This window comes from Streptomyces sp. NPDC046821, assembly GCF_040645335.1.
In the GTDB taxonomy this organism is placed as follows: domain Bacteria; phylum Actinomycetota; class Actinomycetes; order Streptomycetales; family Streptomycetaceae; genus Streptomyces.
Genome location: NZ_JBEYYB010000010.1, coordinates 77,298 through 97,286 on the forward strand (window position 1 = coordinate 77,298; position 19,989 = coordinate 97,286).

Below are 19,989 nucleotides of genomic sequence, written 5' to 3' on the forward strand. Positions count from 1 at the left end.
GGCGACGGAAGAGTTCGTATGTGAGACTGACCGGGTGCACGAAGAGGGAAAAATCCGCGTATTTCTACTCGATGACCATGAAGTCGTACGCCGAGGAGTGCACGAGATGCTCTCCGCCGAGGAGGACATCGAAGTAGTGGGCGAGGCGGGCACGGCGGCCGACGCGCTGGCCCGTTTTCCGGCCGCCGGTCCCGACGTCGCGGTCCTGGACGTACGGCTTCCGGACGGCAGCGGCGTCGAGGTCTGCCGCGAGATCCGCTCGCAGGACGAGTCCGTCAAGTGCCTGATGCTCACGTCGTTCGCCGACGACGAGGCCCTCTTCGACGCGATCATGGCCGGCGCCTCCGGCTACGTACTGAAGGCGATCCGGGGAAACGAGCTGCTCAGCGCCGTGCGGGACGTGGCCGCCGGGAAGTCGCTGCTCGACCCCGTCGCCACCGCCCGCGTCCTGGAGCGGCTGCGCGACGGCGGCCGGAACAAAGAGGACGACCGGCTCGCGAGCCTGACCGACCAGGAGCGCAAGATCCTCGACCTGATCGGCGAGGGCCTCACCAACCGCGCCATCGGCGAGCGGCTGCACCTCGCCGAGAAGACGATCAAGAATTACGTGTCCAGCCTGCTGTCGAAGCTGGGCATGGCCCGCCGCTCGCAGGCCGCCGCCTATGTCGCGCGTCTCCAGGCCGAGAAACAGCACGCTCCGTAACCGGTTCGGGACTTATGTCCCCTTCACATGGGGCCGGGTGCCTCTGTTCCGGTGCCTCGCCGGGGGCGCACAGTGGGGGTCATGCCCTGCGAACCGGAAGAACCACGGGCCGAAGAACGGCGTGCCATCGAACTCATCGGCAGCGTGGACTACGGCAGGATCGCGACGAGTATGCGCGCCCTGCCGTTCCTCGCCGCCGCCCGCCACATCGTGGTCGACGGCCGGGTCGTCCTGCGGATGCACCAGGGCTACGGCTACCACCAGGCCTGTTCCGGCACCGTCGTCGCGTACGGCGCCGACAATCTGAACGCCGGCGACCCCGCCGAGGGCCAGTGGTCCGTCCAGTTCGTCGGCACCTGCGAGGCCGTCGAACCGACCGCCGGCGAGCTGGAACGCTTCGGCCCCGCGCCCCACCTCGTGGACGGGAAGCCTTACGCCCCCGTGTATCTGCGGATCGACCCGCAGCTGGTCACCGTGCACGAGATGACGGGCAGCGCGCCTCGCTGACGGGGGCGTGGAGGGTCAGGCCGGGTTGCCCGTGGAGACCTCGAGCTGGATCGAGTCGGGGTTCTTCGGGTCTATCTCCGTGCCCGCCTTCGGGTACTGGTTCATGACCGTGTCCTGGCCGTAGACGTTCTCGTCGACCCTGCGGATGTCGAACTTCCAACCCGCTGCCTGGAGGCAGGACTTGACCGACGAGATGTTCTTGTACGTGAAGTCGGGGAGCTCGACCTTGTTCGGGTCGTTGTAACCCGTCGACGGCTCCTTGCACTTGTCCAGCTCGATCGTCTTCGTCAGGTCGGGGCCCTTGTGCCCGGCGACGACCGCCGGCTTCTTCTTGGGCTTGTTGCCGCCGCCGTTGTCACCGCCGTTCATCACCAGGGCCGTGATCAGGCCACCGATCGCCACCACCGCGACGACCGCCGCACCGACGATCACCGCGGTGTTCCGCTTGCCACCGCCGCCGACGGCCGAGCTCGGCGTCGTCTGCGGCGCGGAACCGTAGGGCGCGGGCCGCAGCGGGGTCTGATGCTGCGGCGTGTACGGGGAGGTGGGCGCCGGGGTCGCATAGCCCGGCTGCGGATATCCGTAGCCCGGGGTGGCCGGGGCCGGCGTGGGAGCGCCGTACGGATTCGGCTGGTACGGCGTCTGCACCTGGCCGTTCGGCGCGGGCGTCGCCTGGTCGACCGGCGGGAAGACGGCGGAACCGACACCCGCGCCGCTGGACGTCTGCGCGCCCGGCACGATGCTGGGCGCCGCGGCCTGGAGCGACTGGGCGACGCGCAGGCACTCGTCCCGCATCGCCTCCGCGCTCGGGAAGCGCTCGTTCGGGTTCTTCTTCAGCGCGCGGGCGACCAGCGCGTCCACGGCCGGGGGCACCGACCGGTTGATCGACGAAGGAGCGACCGGCTCCTCCTGGACGTGTGCGTACGCTATCGCCAGCGGCGAGTCGGCCTCGAACGGCAGCCGCCCGGTGACCAGTTGGAAGAGCATGATGCCGACCGAGTACAGGTCGGAGCGGGCGTCGACGCCGCGGCCGAGCGCCTGCTCGGGCGACAGGTACTGCGGGGTGCCGACGACCATGCCGGTCTGCGTCATGGACGTGACACCCGACTGCATGGCGCGGGCGATGCCGAAGTCCATGACCTTGACGACGTTCCGCTTCGTCATCATGACGTTGCCCGGCTTGATGTCGCGGTGGACCAGGCCCATCTCGTGGCTGATCTCGAGCGCCGCCAGCACATCGGCCGTGATCTTCAGGGCCTTGTCGGTCGGCATGGCGCCGTAGTGCGCGATGTCCGCGTCGAGCACCGAGCCGAGCGGCTGGCCCTCGACGTACTCCATGACGATGTACGGGGTGGTCATCCCGTTGAGATCGTCCTCGCCGGTGTCGAAGACCGAGACGATGTTGGTGTGCGTGAGCTTCGCCACGGACTGGGCCTCGCGGCGGAACCGCTCGCGGAACGCCTGCTCCCGGCCCAGCTCGGTGTGCAGGGTCTTGATCGCCACCTGCCGGTCGAGCACCGAGTCGTACGCGAGGTGGACGGAGGCCATGCCGCCCTCGCCGAGCAGATCACGCAGCTGGTAGCGACCGCCGGCGACGGCACGCCCCGCGTACCGGCCCTGTGCGCCGTCCTGGCTCATGTTCTACGTCCCCCATCGGCGCGGCCGGTGATCGATTACCACTATTCCCGGCCAAGTCTGCCCCAGGGCACCGACACGTCAAGTTCGGTGCCCGTTCCGTGACCGTACGGGCAAGAAGCGTCGCGGAAGCGTTACAGGAACCGCCCGCACGATTTGCAAGTCATTGCCCCAGGAAGGTTTGATGGCCGGTCCATCTCGGGACGGCGTGCCGGGCGGAGCCTGTAGCGTGGCCCGACGGAGACCGTGACGACCACCGCGCGCACCTCAGACAGTGCGGACAAGACGCGGACAGAAACGACGGCGAGGACCGATGGCACAGACGCAGCGCGCTCAGGGCCCGTCCGACCCCGAGACGGCCGGCGGCGGTATGTCGGACGCGCCGGAGCTGTGGGGTAACGGCGGACTGGTCGGTGACGGCCGGTACCGGCTGACCCGCAGACTCGGCCGGGGCGGCATGGCGGAGGTGTTCGCCGCCGAGGACGTACGGCTCGGGCGCACCGTCGCCGTGAAGCTCCTGCGCTCCGACCTCGCCGAGGACCCCGTCTCCAAGGCCCGCTTCACACGCGAGGCACAGTCGGTCGCGGGCCTGAACCACCACGCGGTCGTCGCCGTGTACGACTCCGGCGAGGACGTCGTCGGCCACTCGGTCGTCCCCTACATCGTGATGGAGATCGTCGAGGGCCACACGATCCGCGACCTCCTCCTGAACGCCGAGGCGCCCGGCCCCGAGCAGGCCCTGATCATCGTCTCCGGGGTCCTGGAGGCACTCGCCTACTCGCACCAGCACGGCATCGTGCACCGCGACATCAAGCCGGCGAACGTGATCATCACCAACACCGGCGCGGTGAAGGTGATGGACTTCGGCATCGCGCGCGCCCTGCACGGCGCGCAGTCGACCATGACGCAGACCGGCATGGTCATGGGCACGCCCCAGTACCTGTCGCCCGAGCAGGCCCTCGGCAAGGCCGTCGACCACCGCTCCGACCTGTACGCGACGGGCTGCCTGCTCTACGAACTGCTCGCGCTGCGGCCCCCGTTCACCGGCGAGACGCCGCTGTCGGTCGTCTACCAGCACGTCCAGGACATCGCCGTGCCGCCCTCCCAGGTCCTCGACGCGGTGCCGCCGGAGCTGGACGGGCTCGTCATGCGCTCCCTGGCCAAGGACCCGGACGACCGGTTCCAGACGGCCGAGGAGATGCGGGGCCTGGTCCAGTACGGGCTGCAGATGCTGCACGAGCAGGGCGGCCACACCGGCACGTGGAACACCGGCCCGGTCGAGGCCGACATGATGCACAGCGGCGGCAACACCCCGGCCATGGGCGTCGCGGGCACGACGGCCATGCCGCACCCGATGCACGGCGGTACGGCGGCCCAGCCGATGCTGCGGCCCATGGGCGACGACGACGGCGGCTTCGACGGCGGACCCCGCGGCGGCCGTGGCGGCCGCGGCAAGATGTGGCTCCTCGCGGCTCTCGCCATGATCGCCATCGTGGGCGGCGCCGCGTGGGCGCTGAGCGGCAAGGACAACCACAACGGCGGCCCCAGCACCACGCAGTCGCCCACGGCGACGCACTCGAAGCAGCAGAAGGAGCCCACGCAGAGCTCCGACACCGGGGCCACGCACGAGGGCACGACGAACCCGGGCACCGGGTCCGGCGGTCAGCCCGACTACTCGCCGTCCTGGACCCCCAGCCACGACTCGGTGACGCCTTCGCAGACCGCGCAGCAGCCCACGCAGCAGCCGACCGACTCGGCACCGACGAGCAGCCAGCCGACGTCGCAGGAGCCGCCCCCCAGCGACCCGACCCCGCCCAGCCAGGAACCGCCCTCGGCCAGCCCGGATCCGCTCGGGGGCGTGGGTAACACCGGGGGCTGAGCGGTCGCCTTTCGGTGACGGCGTCCCTCGCTGACCAGGACATACGACGGCGCCCGGCCGGTCATCGAGACCGGCCGGGCGCCGTCGTTCTTGTGTGTGGCGTGCGAGGGCTTTGCGGGTGGGGGCCTTTACGGGGGCGCGCCGATCACCCGTACCGGTTCCTTTACAGGTACGGGCCTCCGGAGCGGCCGGCCGCGCGTGGGTCGTCGCCGTCCTCCCCGCCGCCCACGCCGGGCGGCAGCGCGCGGCGCATCTGCTCCAGCTGGGCCCGCGCGGCCATCTGCTGCGCGAACAGCGTCGTCTGGATCCCGTGGAACAGACCCTCGAGCCAGCCCACCAACTGGGCCTGCGCGATCCGCAGTTCGGCGTCGCTCGGGATCACCTCGTCGGTGAAGGGAAGCGAGAGGCGCTCCAGCTCCTCGACGAGTTCCGGCGCGAGACCGTCCTCCAGCTCCTTCACGGAGCTGGCGTGGATCTCCTTGAGCCGGACCCGGCTGGCCTCGTCCAGAGGAGCCGCACGCACTTCTTCCAGCAGCTGCTTGATCATGCTGCCGATGCGCATCACCTTGGCGGGCTGTTCCACCATCTCCGTCACCGGGACCTCGCGGGAGTCATCGTCTCCACCGCCACCGAGCGCCATTCCGTCCTGGCCCACGACCAGGACCTGGGGGCTCTCCGGTGACCTTTCGTTCCTCGGCATCTCCATGCCGCCATTCTCTCGCACCGAGCTGTCACACCTCCGTGGTGCCCCCTGACGAGGGTGATCCACCACATGTGTCGGCTATTGGGTCAGTTGCGGCGCAGGCGCAGGGCCAGAAAGCAGAGGCCGAGGCCGACCAGGACGAGGCCGGCGCCCAGCGGCAGGACGCCCACGGCGGGGATCGCGGGGTCGGCGACGGCATGGCTCGGGGTGCGGGCGGCGGTGTCCACAGGGGCGTCGCTGGGCGGTGCAGGCGGCGTGACCTGCTGGTCGGCGGGGTTGTCGGGGTGGCCTCGGTGGGCGCCGGGCGGCCACTCGTCAGGCTGGATGACGTTCGCCGAATGCGTGAGGGAGGGGGAGGCGGAGGGGGGTCCGGATTTCTTCGGCGCGCCCGCAGACGCCGAACCGGGGTGTCCGGTGGGGGAGGTGACCGGTCTGCCGGGGGAGGCGCTGGGGTTTCCGTTTCCGGAGGAGGCGCCGGCGGACGGGGGCCAGGCGGCCGCGGGATCAGTGGTGGCGGTGCGCGAGGTGCCGGATCTAGACGGTTCGCCGCCGGGGAACTGGCCGGGGGCGGTCCTCGCGGGGTGGTGGGGGCGGTCCGGCGGCGTACGCCAATCGCCCGCGCCGCCGCCGAACCAGGTACCGCCGGGCTGGGCTCCATCGGCGGCGGAAGGCCGTCCGGGCTCGGGCTCGACGGCGTACGCGTACGAGAGGGAGTAAGCCGGTCCGAGCAGGAGGGCTGCCAGGAACAACAGCGGGCCTACGCGTGGCGGTAGTCCTGCGCGTGGCAGTGGTCCAACGTGTGGCAGCGGGCCTGCGCGTGGCCGCCGGTGTCGGCGCAGTGGTCGGGCGGTGGTGCGGAGGCGTGGAGTCATTCCGCGCGCTCCTCCCGGAATCGAGTCACCAAGATCGGACGTATCCCGGAATCAGCGTCACATAACGCCATAACTCCGGCATCTTGGTGTCACTCCGGTCCCGCCACTCGGCCGATCCCGGGGCCGCGTGCACGACCCCGGTCGGCGGCCACCCCGGGGTTACTGGAGCGTGAGCAGCACCTTGCCGATGTGTCCGCTCTCCTCGATCACCCGGTGCGCCTGCGCCGCGTCGCTCATGGGCAGCTTCCGGTCGACGATCGGCCGGACGCGTCCCGTCGAGACCAACGGCCACACGTGCTCCCGTACCGCCGCGACGATCGCCGTCTTCTCGGCCAGCGGGCGGGCGCGGAGCGAGGTCGCGGTGATGGCGCCGCGCTTGTTGAGGAGCGTCGCGATGTTCAGCTCGCCCTTGACGCCGCCCTGCATACCGATGATGGCGAGACGGCCGTTGGTGGCCAGCGCCTTGATGTTGCGGTCCAGGTACTTGGCACCCATGTTGTCGAGGATGACGTCCGCGCCCGCGCCGTCCGTGGCTCGCTCGATCTCCTCCACGAAGTCCTGCTCGCGGTAGTTGATAAGGATGTCGGCGCCCAGCTCCGCGCAGCGGTCGAGCTTCTCCTTGGTGCCGGCCGTCACCGCGACCCGCGCGCCGACGGCCTTCGCCAACTGGATGGCCATCGTGCCGATGCCGCTCGATCCGCCGTGGACCAGGAAGGTCTCCCCGGGGCGCAGGTGGGCGATCATGAAGACGTTCGACCAGACCGTGGCGGCCACCTCGGGGAGCGCGGCCGCCGTGACGAGGTCGATGTTCTCGGGCAGCGGCAGCAACTGGCCCGCGGGGACGACGACCTTCTCCGCGTAACCGCCGCCAGCGAGCAGTGCGCAGACCTCGTCGCCGACGGACCAGCCCGAGACGCCGGGGCCGAGCGCGACGACGCGGCCCGAGCACTCCAGGCCCGGGATCTCGGTGGCGCCGGGCGGCGGGTTGTAGAAGCCCTGGCGCTGGAGCAGGTCGGCACGGTTGACGGCGCCGGCCGCCACCTCGACCAGCACCTCGCCGTCACCGGGTACGGGATCGGCGACCTCCGCCCAGACGAGCGCCTCGGGTCCACCGGGTTCCGGAATCGTGATCGCATACATGGCGGCGAGGCTACCTCTCAGTCCTGCGGCAGCGGCCGCGAATCCGGAACGGAAGTGGTGCCGGGGCTGACCCGCACGATCGTGATCAGACGGTCCGTCAACTCCAGTGTGCCGATGGCCTGGTCGTCGTAGCCCAGCACCCGGTGGCCGCGTACGACGCTCACCACCAGGTCCTCCGTCTCGCGGACCTTCAGGCCCACCTCGGACTTTATGACCGGCCGTTCGACCAGGTCGAGGCCGCTGCCCTGCTGGATGAGGTCCTCCATGACCCTGCCCGCGCTCGGGCTGAGCACGGAGAGGCCGAGCAGCCGGCCAGCCGCGCTGGCGCTGGTGATGACGGCGTCGGCGCCGGACTGCCGAAGGAGAGGGGCGTTCTCCTCCTCGCGGACCGCCGCCACGATCTTCGCGGTGCGGTTGAGCTGGCGCGCGGTCAGGGTGACCAGGACCGCGGTGTCGTCGCGCTGGGTGGCGATGATGATCTGCCGCGCCTTCTGCACCTCGGCGCGCAGCAGTACGTCGCTGCGGGTCGCGTCGCCGACGACACCGGCGTAACCGTGGGCCGTCGCCGACTCGACGACCTTGCTGCTGGGGTCGACGACGACCACGTGGTCCGCCTTCAGGCCCGTCGCGGTGACGGTCTGGACCGCCGACCGGCCCTTCGTGCCGAATCCGACGACGACGGTGTGGTCTCGCAAGTTGGACCTCCAGCGGTTCAGCCGCCACTCCTCCCGGGTGCGCTCGGTGAGCACTTCGAGAGTGGTGCCGACCAGGATGATCAGGAACAGCACACGCAGGGGCGTGATGACGAAGATGTTGATGAGCCGGGCGCTGTCGCTGACGGGCGTGACGTCGCCGTATCCCGTGGTGGAGAGGGTGACGGTCGCGTAGTAGAAGGCGTCCAGCAGGTCGACTTTGGTGTCGGAGCTGTCGTTGTAGCCGCCGCGGTCGGCGTAGACGATGAACGCCGTGATGACCAGCACGGCGAGCGCCATGAGCAGTCGCCGGGTGACCTGCCGGAGCGGTCGCTGGACGACACGGCGGGGCAGCTTCACCTGACGGGAGGCGACCTGCTCGTCGTCCTGGCGGGCTATCGCGTCGGAGCCGGGAAGTTTCACGTGAAACACTCCTTGGCTCCGCCGGTTCCGTGGCCGGGTGCGTGGCCGGTTCCGTGGCCGGGGTGGGCGTGTTCGCGGATGCCGTATTCGTCGTGGGCGGTGCCGCCCGACGGGGTCCACGACCAGGGCAGGTCCAGGATCTGCAGTTGCTGCCCGGCCTCGGCTCCGCCGGGTGCCACGACGGCCAGTCCGTCGGCCGCCGCGATGCCGCGCAGCATGGCCGGCCCGTTGTAATGCAACGGCACGGCCCGGTTCCCCCGCAGCACCACGGGCACGAGCCGGGTGTCGTACGGGTGCCCGTGTACGGCGCTCTGGAGCGGCGCGGTGTACGCGTCCTGCGCCGGCCGACCCGCCAGCACTCTCAGCAGCGGCTCGGCGAGCGTGAGCAGACCGGAGACGGCGGCGAGCGGGTTGCCCGGCAGGCCGACGAGGTGCTGGCCCTCCTTGATACGGGCGAGCAGCATCGGGTGCCCCGGCCGCACCTTCACACCGTCGACGAGCAGTTCGGCGCCGACGCGGCTCAGGGTCGGGTGCACATGGTCGACGGGGCCCGAGGCGGTGCCGCCCGTCGTCACGATGAGGTCGGCGTCAGAGGACCGTACGGCCTCGAACAGTGCCTCCGCGTCGTCGCCGAGGCGTCGTACGGAGATGACCTCCGCGCCCAGCGCCCTGAGCCAGGGCGGCAGCATGGGGCCGAGCGCGTCCCTGATGAGGCCGTCCCGGGGGAGGCCGTCGGTCAGCAACTCGTCGCCCAGGACGAATACTTCGGCCCGTGGACGGGGCACCGTCGGTAGCGCGTCGTACCCGGCGGCGGCCGCCAGCCCGAGCACTGCCGGTGTCACCAGGGCGCCGGGAGGCAGGAGTTGGTCGCCGACGCGGCACTCCTGGCCGCGCGGGCGGATGTCCTGGCCGTGGCCGACGTCGCGCAGGGCGAACAGCCTGCCCTTGTCGTCCGTGCGGCCGTGCTCGCTGCGGATGACGGCGGTCGCCTCGCGCGGGACGCGGGCACCGGTGGCGATCCGGACGGCCTCACCGTCGGACAGCGGCTCGGGCTGGTCCTGCCCGGCGAGGATCCCTTCGGCCCGCACGTCCCAGGGCCCGGGACCGGCGACGACCCAGCCGTCCATGGCGGAGGTGTCGAAGGAGGGGAGGTCGCAGAGGGCGAGGAGGGGTTCGGCGAGGGTGAGACCGAGGGCGCGGTCCAGGGGGACGGGGTGGGTGGTGGGGGTGTTCTCGGGGGTGCTTTGGGGGGCTGTGCTTCGGGGGGTGGTGTTCTGGGGGGTGGGGGCGTTGGCCTGGGGTTTGGGCTTGGCGGGCTGGGGGGCGGTCGCGTCGCCCTCGGCCGTGGCGTCGGCCATCACGTCGGCTGTCGCGTCCTGAAGCGTGTCGGCTTCGCCGTCGGTCTTGCCACCCTGGAGTGCGGTGGCTTCGCCGTCGGCCTTGGCGCCCCGGAGTGCGGTGGCTTCGCCGTCGGCCTTGGCGCCCTGGAGCGCGGTGGCATCCCGCTCGGCCGTACGGCGACGGAGTGCGGCGGCGTCGCGTCCGGCCTTTTCGGCGACGGTGCGCGCGGCGGGCCAAGGGGTGGCCCGGTGCCGGGCAGGAGTGGGGGCGGACGCGCCCGTACCGCCGCCCGCTGTTTCACCGGACGCGCCCGTACCGGAACCCGCAGGCTGACGTGAGCCGGATGCGGATGCCGTGGGGTCGACGGAGCGGCCCGAGCCATGTGCCGGGGCGCCGGGGCCTGCCCCCTGTGCAGGGCCCGCCGAACCCCGGCGGTCCGAGCCCCCGCCCGGCGCCGTACCGTCTGCGCCCACGCGACCCGCCCGGCCCTCGTTGACCAGGGCGAGCGCCTCGTCGAGGGCACTGTCCTCGGCCGCGCGCGCCTGCGCGGCCGAGAACTCGGCGCTCTGTCCGGTCATCCCGCGTCCGGCCGCGCGTCCGAGGACCCACCGGATGCGGGCCCACCGGATGCGGACCCACCGGACGACGGCCCACCGGATGCGGAACCGCCGCCGGAACCTTCCCCGGCCGCCGCCTCCTTCGCCCACCGGTCGGCGAGCGCGACGGCCTTCGCGGCGGCCTCGGCGACCGCTTCCTTGCCTCCCCCGGCGCGCGCGGCGGCGTACCCGACGAGGAACGTCGTCAGGGGCGCGGCGGGTCGGGCCACGCCGTGCGCGGCATCGCGGGCGAGGTCGAGCAGGACGCCGGTGTCGACGTCGAGTTCGATGCCCAGTTCATCCTTGGCTGCGGTGATCCATTCTTCCAACACGTGCCCATGCTCCCTGATACGTGAACGGGCGGCTGCGATGTCGTCCCAGGTGTCGCAGTCGAAGGACGCGACGGGGTCGGTGATGCGGGTGAGTTCGAGTCGCCGGACGAGCAGCCGCAGGGGCAGCCCGGTCAGGCCGCCGTCGTGCTCGGCGGCGATCTCGGCGAGGTGGTGACGCAGGGGCGCGCTGCGGTAGGCCGCGACGAGCGGCTGGTCCCGGCCGTCGGCGTCGGTGAGCAGCACCCCGTCCGCCGTTCCGGCGCTCAGGGCGTCGAGCAGGCGCCGTACCGTCCCGTCGCTGAGGAAGGGCAGGTCGGCGGAGAGGACCAGGACGTCGTCGGCCGTGGTGGCGCGCAGGCCGGCGCCGAGGGCGGCCAGCGGTCCGCCCCCGGGCGGGTCCTCCCGGGTCCAGCGCACGGGGTGCGTGGTGGGGCGGGGCTCGGCGACGACGACGGTGGTGCCAGCGGTGGCGCAGGCGGCGAGGACCCGGTCGAGCAGCGACCTGCCGCCGACGCGGACCGCGGGCTTGTCCGTGCCACCCAGCCGCCGGGCGGCGCCGCCCGCGAGCACGACGGCGTCGTGGGCGCGGGGGCTCGGCACGGAAGCAGCGTTCATCCTCCGAGTATGGGCGTACGAACGATCATTGCCACCCCCGCAGGCGGGCCGCTCGTCGTCACAGGGTGCGCAGGAGCACCGCCGGTTGCTCGACGCAGTCCGCCACGTAGCGCAGGAAACCGCCCGCCGTGCCGCCGTCGCACACGCGGTGGTCGAACGTGAGCGACAGCTGGACGACCTGTCTCACGGCCAACTCGCCTTCGTGGACCCAGGGTTTGGGGGTTATGCGCCCTACTCCGAGCATGGCGGCCTCGGGGTGGTTGATGATCGGCGTCGAGCCGTCGACGCCGAAGACGCCGTAGTTGTTCAACGTGAAGGTGCCGCCCGTGAGTTCCCCCGGCGTGAGCCGACCGGCGCGCGCCGATTCGGTGAGGCGGGCGAACTCGGCGCTCAGGGATTCGGCGTCGCGCGCGTGCGCGTCCCGCACGACGGGCACGACGAGCCCCCGCTCGGTCTGGGCGGCGAACCCGAGGTGCACCTCGTCGAGCTGCACGACCTCGCGGGCGGCGAGGTCGACCCGGGAGTTGAGCTCCGGGTAGCGGGCGAGCGCGGCGGTGCAAATGCGGGCGAGCAGGGCGAGCACGGAGATCTTCGGTCCGCCGGCCGCGTTCATCGCCACGCGCGCGTGCATGAGTTCCGTGGCGTCGGCGTCTACCCAGCAGGTCGCGTCGGGGATCTCGCGCCGGCTGCGGGAGAGCTTGTCGGCGACAGCGCCCCGGATGCCGCGCAGGGGTACGCGGATGCCTCCGGTGACGATGTCGTGCGTGGCCGGGGTCGGGGTCGGGGGCACGAGTTCCGTTTCGAAGGCTTCGGCCTCGGCTACGGCCGCAGCCTCTACGGGCGTCCCGGTCACCCCGGCGCCCCGTGCCGGAACGCCCGCTTCCAGCCCACTCGCCTCCAGCGCGCTCTCGACATCGGACCGCATGATCAGCCCGTCGGGCCCCGACCCAGGCAGTTCACGCAGGTCAACACCATGCTCACGAGCAAGCTTGCGCACGAGTGGCGAGATCACCGGGACGGGACCGGTCCGAGGCTGCGGACGCGCGGGCCCGGCCTCGGGCTCAAGCGCGGGCTCAGGTTCGGGCTCGAGCGCGGGCTCGGCCTGGGCGGATGGCGCCCCGGAGAAATCACCCCGCGGACTGACCCTGCGCCGCCGAGCGGGAGCCGCCGCCGTCCCGTACCCCACAAGAACGTTCCCGGAGCCCTCGTTGGCGTCGGAGGACGCGCCTCCGGAAGAGGTGCCCACGGTCCGCGTGCTCACGGGCGGTGCCCCCAGCGCCTGCGTGTCCACCGACGCCGTCCCCACCGCAACGGTCAGCAGCGGCGAACCCACCGGCAACTCCGTGCCCTCCTCGCCGAAGCGGGCGGTGACCACGCCCGCGTAGGGGCACGGGACCTCGACCATCGCCTTGGCGGTCTCGACCTCGACGACCGGCTGGTCCACCGCCACCACGTCGCCGACCTGCACGAGCCAGGTGACGATCGACGCCTCGGTGAGACCTTCGCCGAGGTCGGGCAGCTTGAACTCCAGGACCTGTGCCATCAGTTGCCCGCCTCCCACTGCAGCCGGGCGACCGCGTCCAGGATCCGGTCCACGCCCGGCAGATGGTGCCGTTCCAGCATCGGCGGCGGGTACGGGATGTCGAACCCGGCCACGCGCAGCACCGGGGCCTCCAGGTGGTGGAAGCAGCGCTCGGTCACGCGCGCGGCGATCTCCCCGCCGGGGCCGCCGAAGCCGTTCGACTCGTGGACGACGACCGCGCGCCCCGTGCGCCGCACCGACGCGCTGACCGTCTCGTCGTCGAAGGGCACCAGGGAGCGCAGGTCGACGACTTCGAGGTCCCAGCCCTCGGCCCGCGCGGCCTGAGCCGCCTCCATGCAGACGGGCACCGAGGGCCCGTACGTGATGAGCGTGGCGCTGCTGCCGGGGCGGCGCACCACGGCCCGCCCGATCGGCTCGACCTCGGTCGGGTGCTCGGGGTTCCAGGAGTCCTTCGACCAGTACAGGCGCTTGGGTTCGAGGAGGACGACCGGGTCGTCGGAGGCGATGGCGGCGCGCATCAGGCCGTACGCGTCGGCGACGGTGGCCGGCGTGACGACGTGGAGGCCCGGGGTGGCCATGTAGTAGGCCTCGGAGGAGTCGCTGTGGTGCTCGACGCCGCCGATGCCGCCGCCGTAGGGCACGCGCACGGTGAGGGGCAGCGGCATCGCTCCCCTGGTGCGGTTCCGCATTCTCGCCACGTGCGAGATCAGCTGCTCGAAGGCGGGGTAGGCGAACGCGTCGAACTGCATCTCGACGACCGGCCGCAGCCCGTACATGGCCATGCCGACCGCGGTGCCGAGGATGCCCGCCTCGGCGAGCGGTGTGTCCGTGCAGCGGTCCTCGCCGAACTCCTTGGCGAGCCCGTCGGTGACCCTGAAGACGCCGCCGAGGGTGCCGACGTCCTCGCCGAGGACGTGCACCGAGGGGTCGGCGGCCATGGCGTCGCGCAGGGCGCGGCCGAAGGCCTGGGCCATGGTGGCCGGCTTGGCGCTCTGGGCCGCGGCGGTGGTCATCGCTGCGCCCCGTCCGCCTCGGCGTCCAGCTCGGCACGCAACTGGGCGGCCTGCTCGCGCAGTTGCGTGGTCTGCTCGGCGTAGACGTCGCGGAAGAGGTCCATGGGGTCGAGCACCGGGTCCTGGTTCATGCGCTCGCGCAGGTCGGCGGCCAGCTTCTCGGCGTCGTCGCGCACGGCCTTCTTGCCTTCCTCGTCGAGGAGTCCACGGTGCGTCAACTCCCGCTCCAGGAGCAGGATCGGGTCATGGTCGCGCCACGCGTCGACCTCGCTGTCGCTGCGGTAGCGCGTCGCGTCGTCCGCGTTCGTGTGCGCCTCCATGCGGTACGTCACGGCCTCGACGAGGGTCGGACCGCCCCCTTCGCGCGCGTGGCGCACGGCTTCGCCGAGCACCTCGTGCACGGCCACCGCGTCGTTCCCGTCCACGAGCCGGCCCGGCATTCCGTAGCCGACGGCCTTGTGGGCGAGCGACGGGGCGGCGGTCTGCTTGGCGAGCGGCACGGAGATCGCGAAGCCGTTGTTCTGGACGAAGAAGACGACCGGGGCCCGCCACACCGCCGCGAAGTTCAGCGCCTCGTGGAAGTCGCCCTCGCTGGAGCCGCCGTCGCCGACCATGGCGAGCGCGACCACGTCGTCGCCCTTTAGGCGGGCGGCGTGCGCGAGGCCGACCGCGTGCGGGAGCTGGGTCGCGAGGGGCGTGCAGAGGGGGGCCGTGCGGTGCTCGCGCGGGTCGTAGCCGGTGTGCCAGTCGCCGCGCAGCAGGGTCAGGGCCTGCACCGGGTCGAGGCCGCGGGCGACGGCCGCGAGGGTGTCGCGGTAGCTGGGGAAGAGCCAGTCGCGCCGTTCCAGGACGAGGGCGGCCGCGACCTCGCAGGCCTCCTGTCCGGTGCTGGAGGGGTAGACCGCGAGCCGGCCCTGCTTCGTCAGAGCGGTCGCCTGCGCGTTGTACCTGCGGCCGCGGACCACTTCCGCGTACAGCCGGTGCAGGAGCCGGGGATCGGCCTTGGCCGCTGCGTCGGTGCCGAGAACCCGGTACGGCTCGGCGTCGGGCAGCAGCGGTGCGGGATCCGTGCGCGGCTGCCAGGCGGGCGGCGGGGTGGGCCGGTAGGCGTCCCGCTGCTCCATGACCGTCATGACGGCACCTCCTCGTTGGAAGCGGCTGGGAGACGCGACGGTGTGGTGCGCCTCACCTACCGATTGTTCGGTCGTCGGCACATTTTGGCTACAGGCACCTTCAGGCTGTGGACAAACGGTTCTCCACAGCTTGGGATGGACGCAGTACGTCCATGGTAGGGAAGCGGGGGGACATGGCATCTGAACGAATGGCCGACGACCCGGGCGGCGACCGCTCCGAGCACCCGCCCCACCCGCCGCCCGACCGGGGCCCCGCGTACCAACCGCGCCCGCTGGACGCGATCGACCGCGACATCCTGCAGATGCTCCAGCTGGACGGCCGCGCCTCGATACGTTCCGTCGCCGAACGCGTCCATGTGTCACGGGCCAACGCCTACGCGCGTATCAACCGGCTCATCGACGACGGCGTCATCCGCGGCTTCGGCGCCCGCGTCAACCACGAACGGGCAGGTCAGGGCGCCTCCGCATACATCACCCTCAAGATCGTCCAGAACTCCTGGCGCACCGTGCGCGAGCAGCTGCGCCGCCTCCCGGAGGCCTCGCACATCTCACTGGTCAGCGGCGACTTCGACGTGCTCCTGATGGTGCACACGCAGGACAACAGGGCTCTGCGGGAACTGGTGCTCACCAAGCTCCAGGCCATGCCGGAGGTACTGAGCACGCGCACGCTGCTGGTGTTCGAGGAGGAGGACCTGGAACCGGACGCGTGACGACGCCCCGGCGAGAACAGGTCACCCCTCCCTGCGCAGCCCCCCGAAGATCAACTGCGAGACGGCTTCGGCCACTTCGCGGTCGTCCATGCCACGGCCGCCCGGCCGGTACCACTCCGCGATCGAGTTGATCATGCCGAACACGAGGCGGGTCGCGAGCCGTACCTCGATGTCGTCCCGCACGTCCCCGTCGGCGGCGGCCGCCTTCAGGAGCTCGGCCACCTGGTGGTCGAACTCCCTGCGCCGCTCCATCGCCCAGCGCTCCGTGTCGGTGTTCCCCCGTACGCGCAGCAGCAGGGTCACGTACGGGAGCTCGGATATGAGGACCTGGACCATGCGCCGGGTGACGTACTCCAGGCGCTCGACGGCGCGCCCCACGCGCGCGTGCTCCTCGCCGAGGATGCCGAAGAGACCGTCGAGCGCGCGGCTGACCGCGCGGCGCAGCAGCTCCTCCTTGCCGGACACGTGGTGGTAGATCGACGACTTGGAGATGCCGGCCGCCTTGGAGAGGTGCTCCATGGAAGTGCCGTCGTAGCCACGCTCGTTGAAGACCTGCACGGCGACCGACAGGAGGGTCTCGGGCGTATAGGTGTCGCGTCTTGCGGTGGTCATGCGGAGCCCTCCCGCTGGTCGGAGGCGTACGAGTGGCGGTAGAGCGCGAGCGAGGGGGCGTAGCGGCCGGACGGGTCGCGGAAATTCAGGTCGTCGAGGAGGGCGTACGCCCAGTTCTTGCCGAGTTTCCTGCTCCATTCGACGGGCCCCATCGGGTAGTTGACGCCCAGGCGCATCGCCGTGTCGATGTCCTCCGGAGTGGCCACTCCCTTGGCGACGGCTTCGTGCGCGAGGTCGATGATCCGGGCGACCGTGCGAGCCACGATCATGCCGGGCACGTCACCGATGACGCTGACGTCCTTGCCGATGGCCTGGAAGAGGCCGGTGGCCTCGCGCAGGGTCTGCTGGGACGGCTCCGGCGAGGCCGCGAGGGCGATACGGGTGGCGGCACGGTAGTCGAACGCGAGGTCGAAGTAGACGACGTCCCGGTACTCGACGGACGTCTGGCCGTCCGCGAGGGCGAGCTGGCCGCCGCTGGGCAGGACCAGGCGCGTGCCGTTGTCCTCGTCCTCCTCGCGCACCTGGATGCCCGCCTCGCGGATCAGCGTGAGCAGCTCGGCGGCAGGCCCCAGGTCCCCCTCGGCGACGACGTAGGCGGGCGCCGGGGCGGGCAGCGCGGTGTGCGGCTCCGGCCGCTCCTCGCCGTCCGTGTACGCGTACCAGCCACGGCCCGCCTTGCGGCCGAGCATCCCGGCCTCGACCAGGCGCCGCTGGGCAAGGGAGGGCCGGAACTTCGCGTCCTGGAAGAAGGCCTCCCACACGGAGCGGGTCACCGCCTCGTTGACGTCCTGGCCGATGAGGTCCGTCAGCTCGAAGGCGCCCATCTTGAAGCCGCCGCACTCACGAAGGACGGCGTCGATGGTGGCGGGCTGGGCGCCCTGCTCCTCGTAGACCGCGAAAGCCTCGGCGTAGAACGGCCGCGCGATGCGGTTGACGATGAATCCGGGGGTGTCCGCGCAGACGACGGGGGTCTTGCCCCAGGCGCGCGCCGTCTCGTACGCGCGCGTGGCCGCCGTTACGTCCGTCGCCGCGCCGGAGACGACCTCGACCAGCGGCATCAGGGGCGCCGGGTTGAAGAAGTGCAGGCCGACGAGGCGTCCCGGCAGGCGCAGCGCGCCGCCGACGGCCGTGACGGACAGGGACGAGGTGTTGGTCGCGAGCAGACAGTCGTCCGCCACGATCTCCTCGAGGTCACTGAACAGCCGCTGTTTCACGTCGAGCCGCTCCACCACGGCCTCGACGACGAGCGCGGCTCCCGCGAACTCCTCAAGCGTCTCGGCGGGGCGCAGGCGCGCGCACGCCGCGTCCCGTTCGGCGGCATCGAGCCTGCCCTTCTCGACCAGGCGGCCGAGGCGCGCGGCGATGGCGTCCGCGGCTTCTCGGGCGCGCCCCGGTACGGCGTCGTGGAGCCGCACGGGGTGGCCGGCCGTCAGGGCGACCTGGGCGATGCCCTGGCCCATGGTGCCGGTGCCCACCACGCCCACGAGGCGTTCGGGACTGCCGGGCTCGTGTGCTGTCATGCTCGCGATCCTCCCGCACAAGACCACGGCCGGGGCCCCGGGGGTCGAGGCTCAGAGAGCGGGCGCGAAGTTTTCCACAGGTTCGACAGACCCCCTTGTCCCGACCGATCGTTCGGTTACTCTAGCCGTGTCCGCCTGTTCCTGCCCAGCTCGCCGGCTCGACGAAGAGCCGCCTCCACGAGGAGTTGGTCCCGCATGGCCGCCGAAGTCTCCCCTCACGATCTGATCGCCAAGCACCGGCCCACCCTGGACCAGGCACTGGAGGCGATCCGCACGCGCGCGTACTGGTCGCCGCACCCCGAGCACCCCAAGGCCTACGGAGAGCACGGCAGCCTGAGCATGGCCGACGGCAAGGCCGCCTTCGACGCCCTCCTCGGCACCCGGCTAGACCTGGACCAGCCCGGCACGGACGACTGGGTGGGCGGCGAAGTGTCGCCGTACGGCATCGAGTTGGGCGTGACCTATCCGCACCCCGACCTCGACGCCCTGCTCCCCGCCATGCGGGCGGGCGTGCGCGCGTGGCGCGAGGCGGGCGCGGAGGCGCGGGCCGCCGTGTGCCTGGAGATCCTGGCCCGGATCAGCGCGCGTACGCACGAGTTCGCGCACGCGGTGATGCACACCAGCGGCCAGGCCTTCATGATGGCGTTCCAGGCGGGCGGCCCGCACGCCCAGGACCGCGGCCTCGAAGCGGTGGCGTACGCGTACGTCGAGCAGGTGCGCACGCCGGACATGGCCGAGTGGAGCAAGCCGCAGGGCAAGCGCGACCCCCTCGTCCTCGGCAAGCGGTTCACCCCGGTCGGGCGGGGCATCGCACTTGTCATCGGCTGCAACACCTTCCCGACGTGGAACGGATATCCGGGCTTCTTCGCCTCCCTCGCCACCGGCAACCCCGTCCTGGTGAAGCCTCACCCGCGCGCGGTGCTGCCGCTCGCGCTCACCGTCCAGGCGGCCCGCGAGGTCCTCGCCGAGTCCGGCTTCGACCCGAATCTGGTGGCACTCGCCGCCGAGGCCCCCGGCGAAGGCCTCGCCAAGACGATCGCCCTGCGCCCCGAGATCAAGATCATCGACTACACGGGTTCCACGGCCTTCGGCGACTGGCTGGAGACGAACGCCCGGCAGGCGCAGGTCTACACGGAGAAGGCGGGCGTCAACACGGTCGTCATCGACTCGACCGACCGCTACAAGGGAATGCTGTCGAACCTCGCGTTCTCCCTGTCCCTCTACAGCGGCCAGATGTGCACCACCCCGCAGAACCTCCTCGTCCCGCGCGACGGCATCACCACGGACGAGGGCCCCAAGTCGTACGACGAGGTGGTCACCGACATCGCGGCGGCGGTCGGCGGCCTCCTCGGCGACGATGCCCGGGCGAACGCGCTGCTCGGCGCGCTGGTCAACCCGGACGTGAAGGCCCGCCTGGAGGGCGCCTCCGCGCTCGGTGAAGTCGCCCTCGCCTCAAGGGAGATCGCCCACCCGGAGTTCCCGGGTGCCGTCGTCCGTACGCCGGCGATCGTCAAGCAGGACGGCGCGCGCAAGTTCTGGGACGGCGCCGAGTCCGAGGCCGCCTACCTCGGCGAGTGCTTCGGCCCGGTCTCGTTCGCCGTCGCCGTCGACTCCACGGAGGAAGCACTGGAGCTGCTGCGGCGCACGGTGCGCGACAAGGGCGCGATGACGGTCGGCGCGTACACGACCTCCGGCGAGGTCGCCGAAGCCGTAGAAGAGGTCTGCCTGGAGGAGTGCGCCCAACTCTCCCTCAACCTCACGGGCGGCGTGTACGTGAACCAGACGGCAGCGTTCTCCGACTTCCACGGCTCAGGCGGCAACCCGGCGGCTAACGCTGCGCTGTGCGACGGGGCATTCGTGGCTAATCGGTTCCGGGTGGTGGAGGTGCGGCGGGAGGGGTGACGGGGCCCTCCGGGCGGGAGCGGGGGCCCTCCGGGCGGGAGCGGGGGCCTGGGCCCCGGGGCCGGGTCCGGGGAGCCGGGGCCGGGGGTTGGGCGCTGGGTGGGGAGGTAGCTGGCAG

General features: G+C 71.7%; 17 protein-coding genes. 5 read left to right on the top strand and 12 right to left on the bottom strand.

Features of this window, described 5'->3' with window-relative positions; translation table 11 throughout:
- Positions 1-34 precede the first annotated feature (34 nt).
- Together ABZ893_RS21375 and ABZ893_RS21380 are read left to right on the top strand one after the other, a co-directional pair.
- Positions 35-703, top strand: a complete 669-nt coding sequence (locus tag ABZ893_RS21375; RefSeq protein WP_361405999.1) for a response regulator transcription factor — start codon at positions 35-37, stop codon at positions 701-703.
- 81 nt (positions 704-784) lie between these two features.
- Positions 785-1,210, top strand: a complete 426-nt coding sequence (locus ABZ893_RS21380) for a pyridoxamine 5'-phosphate oxidase family protein (RefSeq protein ID WP_361406002.1) — start codon at positions 785-787, stop codon at positions 1,208-1,210.
- A 15-nt stretch (positions 1,211-1,225) separates the two neighbouring features.
- Here the strand turns inward: ABZ893_RS21380 and ABZ893_RS21385 are convergent, their stop codons facing one another.
- Positions 1,226-2,848, bottom strand: a complete 1,623-nt coding sequence (locus tag ABZ893_RS21385; RefSeq protein WP_361406005.1) for a protein kinase — start codon at positions 2,846-2,848, stop codon at positions 1,226-1,228.
- A gap of 310 nt (positions 2,849-3,158) precedes the next feature.
- Here ABZ893_RS21385 and ABZ893_RS21390 point away from each other — a divergent pair, with 310 nt between their 5' ends.
- Positions 3,159-4,724 (top strand): protein kinase, encoded by a 1,566-nt coding sequence (locus tag ABZ893_RS21390; RefSeq protein WP_361406008.1) that lies wholly within the window; start codon positions 3,159-3,161, stop codon positions 4,722-4,724.
- A gap of 163 nt (positions 4,725-4,887) precedes the next feature.
- Here ABZ893_RS21390 and ABZ893_RS21395 read toward each other — a convergent pair whose 3' ends face one another.
- From ABZ893_RS21395 to pdhA, 9 genes are all read right to left on the bottom strand, one after another.
- Positions 4,888-5,430, bottom strand: a complete 543-nt coding sequence (locus ABZ893_RS21395; RefSeq protein WP_361406011.1) for a bacterial proteasome activator family protein — start codon at positions 5,428-5,430, stop codon at positions 4,888-4,890.
- Positions 5,431-5,513: 83 nt separating this feature from the next.
- Positions 5,514-5,654, bottom strand: a complete 141-nt coding sequence (locus ABZ893_RS21400) for a hypothetical protein (protein ID WP_361406014.1) — start codon at positions 5,652-5,654, stop codon at positions 5,514-5,516.
- A gap of 804 nt (positions 5,655-6,458) precedes the next feature.
- Entirely contained in the window at positions 6,459-7,439 is a 981-nt protein-coding gene (locus ABZ893_RS21405; protein WP_361406017.1) for an NAD(P)H-quinone oxidoreductase, read from the bottom strand.
- Between the two features lie 17 nt (positions 7,440-7,456).
- Positions 7,457-8,563, bottom strand: a complete 1,107-nt coding sequence (locus ABZ893_RS21410; RefSeq protein ID WP_361406020.1) for a potassium channel family protein — start codon at positions 8,561-8,563, stop codon at positions 7,457-7,459.
- Positions 8,551-10,473, bottom strand: a complete 1,923-nt coding sequence (locus ABZ893_RS21415) for a molybdopterin-binding protein (protein ID WP_361406023.1) — start codon at positions 10,471-10,473, stop codon at positions 8,551-8,553. The genes ABZ893_RS21410 and ABZ893_RS21415 overlap by 13 nt, the downstream gene beginning before the upstream one ends.
- Positions 10,470-11,438 (bottom strand): NTP transferase domain-containing protein, encoded by a 969-nt coding sequence (locus tag ABZ893_RS21420; protein WP_361406026.1) that lies wholly within the window; start codon positions 11,436-11,438, stop codon positions 10,470-10,472. The genes ABZ893_RS21415 and ABZ893_RS21420 overlap by 4 nt, the downstream gene beginning before the upstream one ends.
- A 58-nt stretch (positions 11,439-11,496) precedes the next feature.
- The gene (locus ABZ893_RS21425; protein WP_361406029.1) at positions 11,497-12,981 is read right to left on the bottom strand and encodes a dihydrolipoamide acetyltransferase family protein; all 1,485 of its coding nucleotides are present in this window, start codon (positions 12,979-12,981) and stop codon (positions 11,497-11,499) included.
- Positions 12,981-13,994 carry an alpha-ketoacid dehydrogenase subunit beta gene (locus ABZ893_RS21430; protein WP_361406032.1) on the bottom strand — a complete coding sequence of 338 codons (1,014 nt, stop codon included), beginning with the start codon at positions 13,992-13,994 and terminating at the stop codon, positions 12,981-12,983. The genes ABZ893_RS21425 and ABZ893_RS21430 overlap by 1 nt, the downstream gene beginning before the upstream one ends.
- On the bottom strand, positions 13,991-15,127 hold the full coding sequence (pdhA, locus tag ABZ893_RS21435) for a pyruvate dehydrogenase (acetyl-transferring) E1 component subunit alpha (RefSeq protein WP_361406035.1): 1,137 nt from the start codon (positions 15,125-15,127) through the stop codon (positions 13,991-13,993). Before pdhA ends, ABZ893_RS21430 begins: the two co-directional genes overlap by 4 nt.
- A gap of 173 nt (positions 15,128-15,300) precedes the next feature.
- Here pdhA and ABZ893_RS21440 point away from each other — a divergent pair, with 173 nt between their 5' ends.
- Positions 15,301-15,837, top strand: a complete 537-nt coding sequence (locus tag ABZ893_RS21440) for an Lrp/AsnC family transcriptional regulator (protein WP_361406038.1) — start codon at positions 15,301-15,303, stop codon at positions 15,835-15,837.
- A 21-nt stretch (positions 15,838-15,858) separates the two neighbouring features.
- Here the strand turns inward: ABZ893_RS21440 and ABZ893_RS21445 are convergent, their stop codons facing one another.
- On the bottom strand, positions 15,859-16,449 hold the full coding sequence (locus tag ABZ893_RS21445) for a TetR/AcrR family transcriptional regulator (RefSeq protein ID WP_361406041.1): 591 nt from the start codon (positions 16,447-16,449) through the stop codon (positions 15,859-15,861).
- Positions 16,446-17,969 (bottom strand): 3-hydroxyacyl-CoA dehydrogenase, encoded by a 1,524-nt coding sequence (locus ABZ893_RS21450; RefSeq protein ID WP_361406044.1) that lies wholly within the window; start codon positions 17,967-17,969, stop codon positions 16,446-16,448. The genes ABZ893_RS21445 and ABZ893_RS21450 overlap by 4 nt, the downstream gene beginning before the upstream one ends.
- A 195-nt stretch (positions 17,970-18,164) precedes the next feature.
- Here ABZ893_RS21450 and paaN point away from each other — a divergent pair, with 195 nt between their 5' ends.
- Entirely contained in the window at positions 18,165-19,871 is a 1,707-nt protein-coding gene (gene paaN / locus ABZ893_RS21455; protein WP_361406047.1) for a phenylacetic acid degradation protein PaaN, read from the top strand.
- The last annotated feature ends 118 nt before the right edge of the window (positions 19,872-19,989 follow it).

Bases quoted from the DNA above. Each gene is read 5' to 3' on its own strand.
- ABZ893_RS21385 (WP_361406005.1), bottom strand. From the start codon at position 2,848: ATGAGCCAGGACGGCGCACAGGGCCGGTACGCGGGGCGTGCCGTCGCC.
- ABZ893_RS21440 (WP_361406038.1), top strand. From the start codon at position 15,301: ATGGCATCTGAACGAATGGCCGACGACCCGGGCGGCGACCGCTCCGAG.
- ABZ893_RS21445 (WP_361406041.1), bottom strand. From the start codon at position 16,449: ATGACCACCGCAAGACGCGACACCTATACGCCCGAGACCCTCCTGTCG.
- ABZ893_RS21450 (WP_361406044.1), bottom strand. From the start codon at position 17,969: ATGACAGCACACGAGCCCGGCAGTCCCGAACGCCTCGTGGGCGTGGTG.
- pdhA (WP_361406035.1), bottom strand. From the start codon at position 15,127: ATGACGGTCATGGAGCAGCGGGACGCCTACCGGCCCACCCCGCCGCCC.
- ABZ893_RS21415 (WP_361406023.1), bottom strand. From the start codon at position 10,473: ATGACCGGACAGAGCGCCGAGTTCTCGGCCGCGCAGGCGCGCGCGGCC.
- ABZ893_RS21425 (WP_361406029.1), bottom strand. From the start codon at position 12,981: ATGGCACAGGTCCTGGAGTTCAAGCTGCCCGACCTCGGCGAAGGTCTC.
- ABZ893_RS21420 (WP_361406026.1), bottom strand. From the start codon at position 11,438: ATGAACGCTGCTTCCGTGCCGAGCCCCCGCGCCCACGACGCCGTCGTG.
- ABZ893_RS21390 (WP_361406008.1), top strand. From the start codon at position 3,159: ATGGCACAGACGCAGCGCGCTCAGGGCCCGTCCGACCCCGAGACGGCC.
- paaN (WP_361406047.1), top strand. From the start codon at position 18,165: ATGGCCGCCGAAGTCTCCCCTCACGATCTGATCGCCAAGCACCGGCCC.
- ABZ893_RS21405 (WP_361406017.1), bottom strand. From the start codon at position 7,439: ATGTATGCGATCACGATTCCGGAACCCGGTGGACCCGAGGCGCTCGTC.
- ABZ893_RS21380 (WP_361406002.1), top strand. From the start codon at position 785: ATGCCCTGCGAACCGGAAGAACCACGGGCCGAAGAACGGCGTGCCATC.
- ABZ893_RS21430 (WP_361406032.1), bottom strand. From the start codon at position 13,994: ATGACCACCGCCGCGGCCCAGAGCGCCAAGCCGGCCACCATGGCCCAG.
- ABZ893_RS21395 (WP_361406011.1), bottom strand. From the start codon at position 5,430: ATGGAGATGCCGAGGAACGAAAGGTCACCGGAGAGCCCCCAGGTCCTG.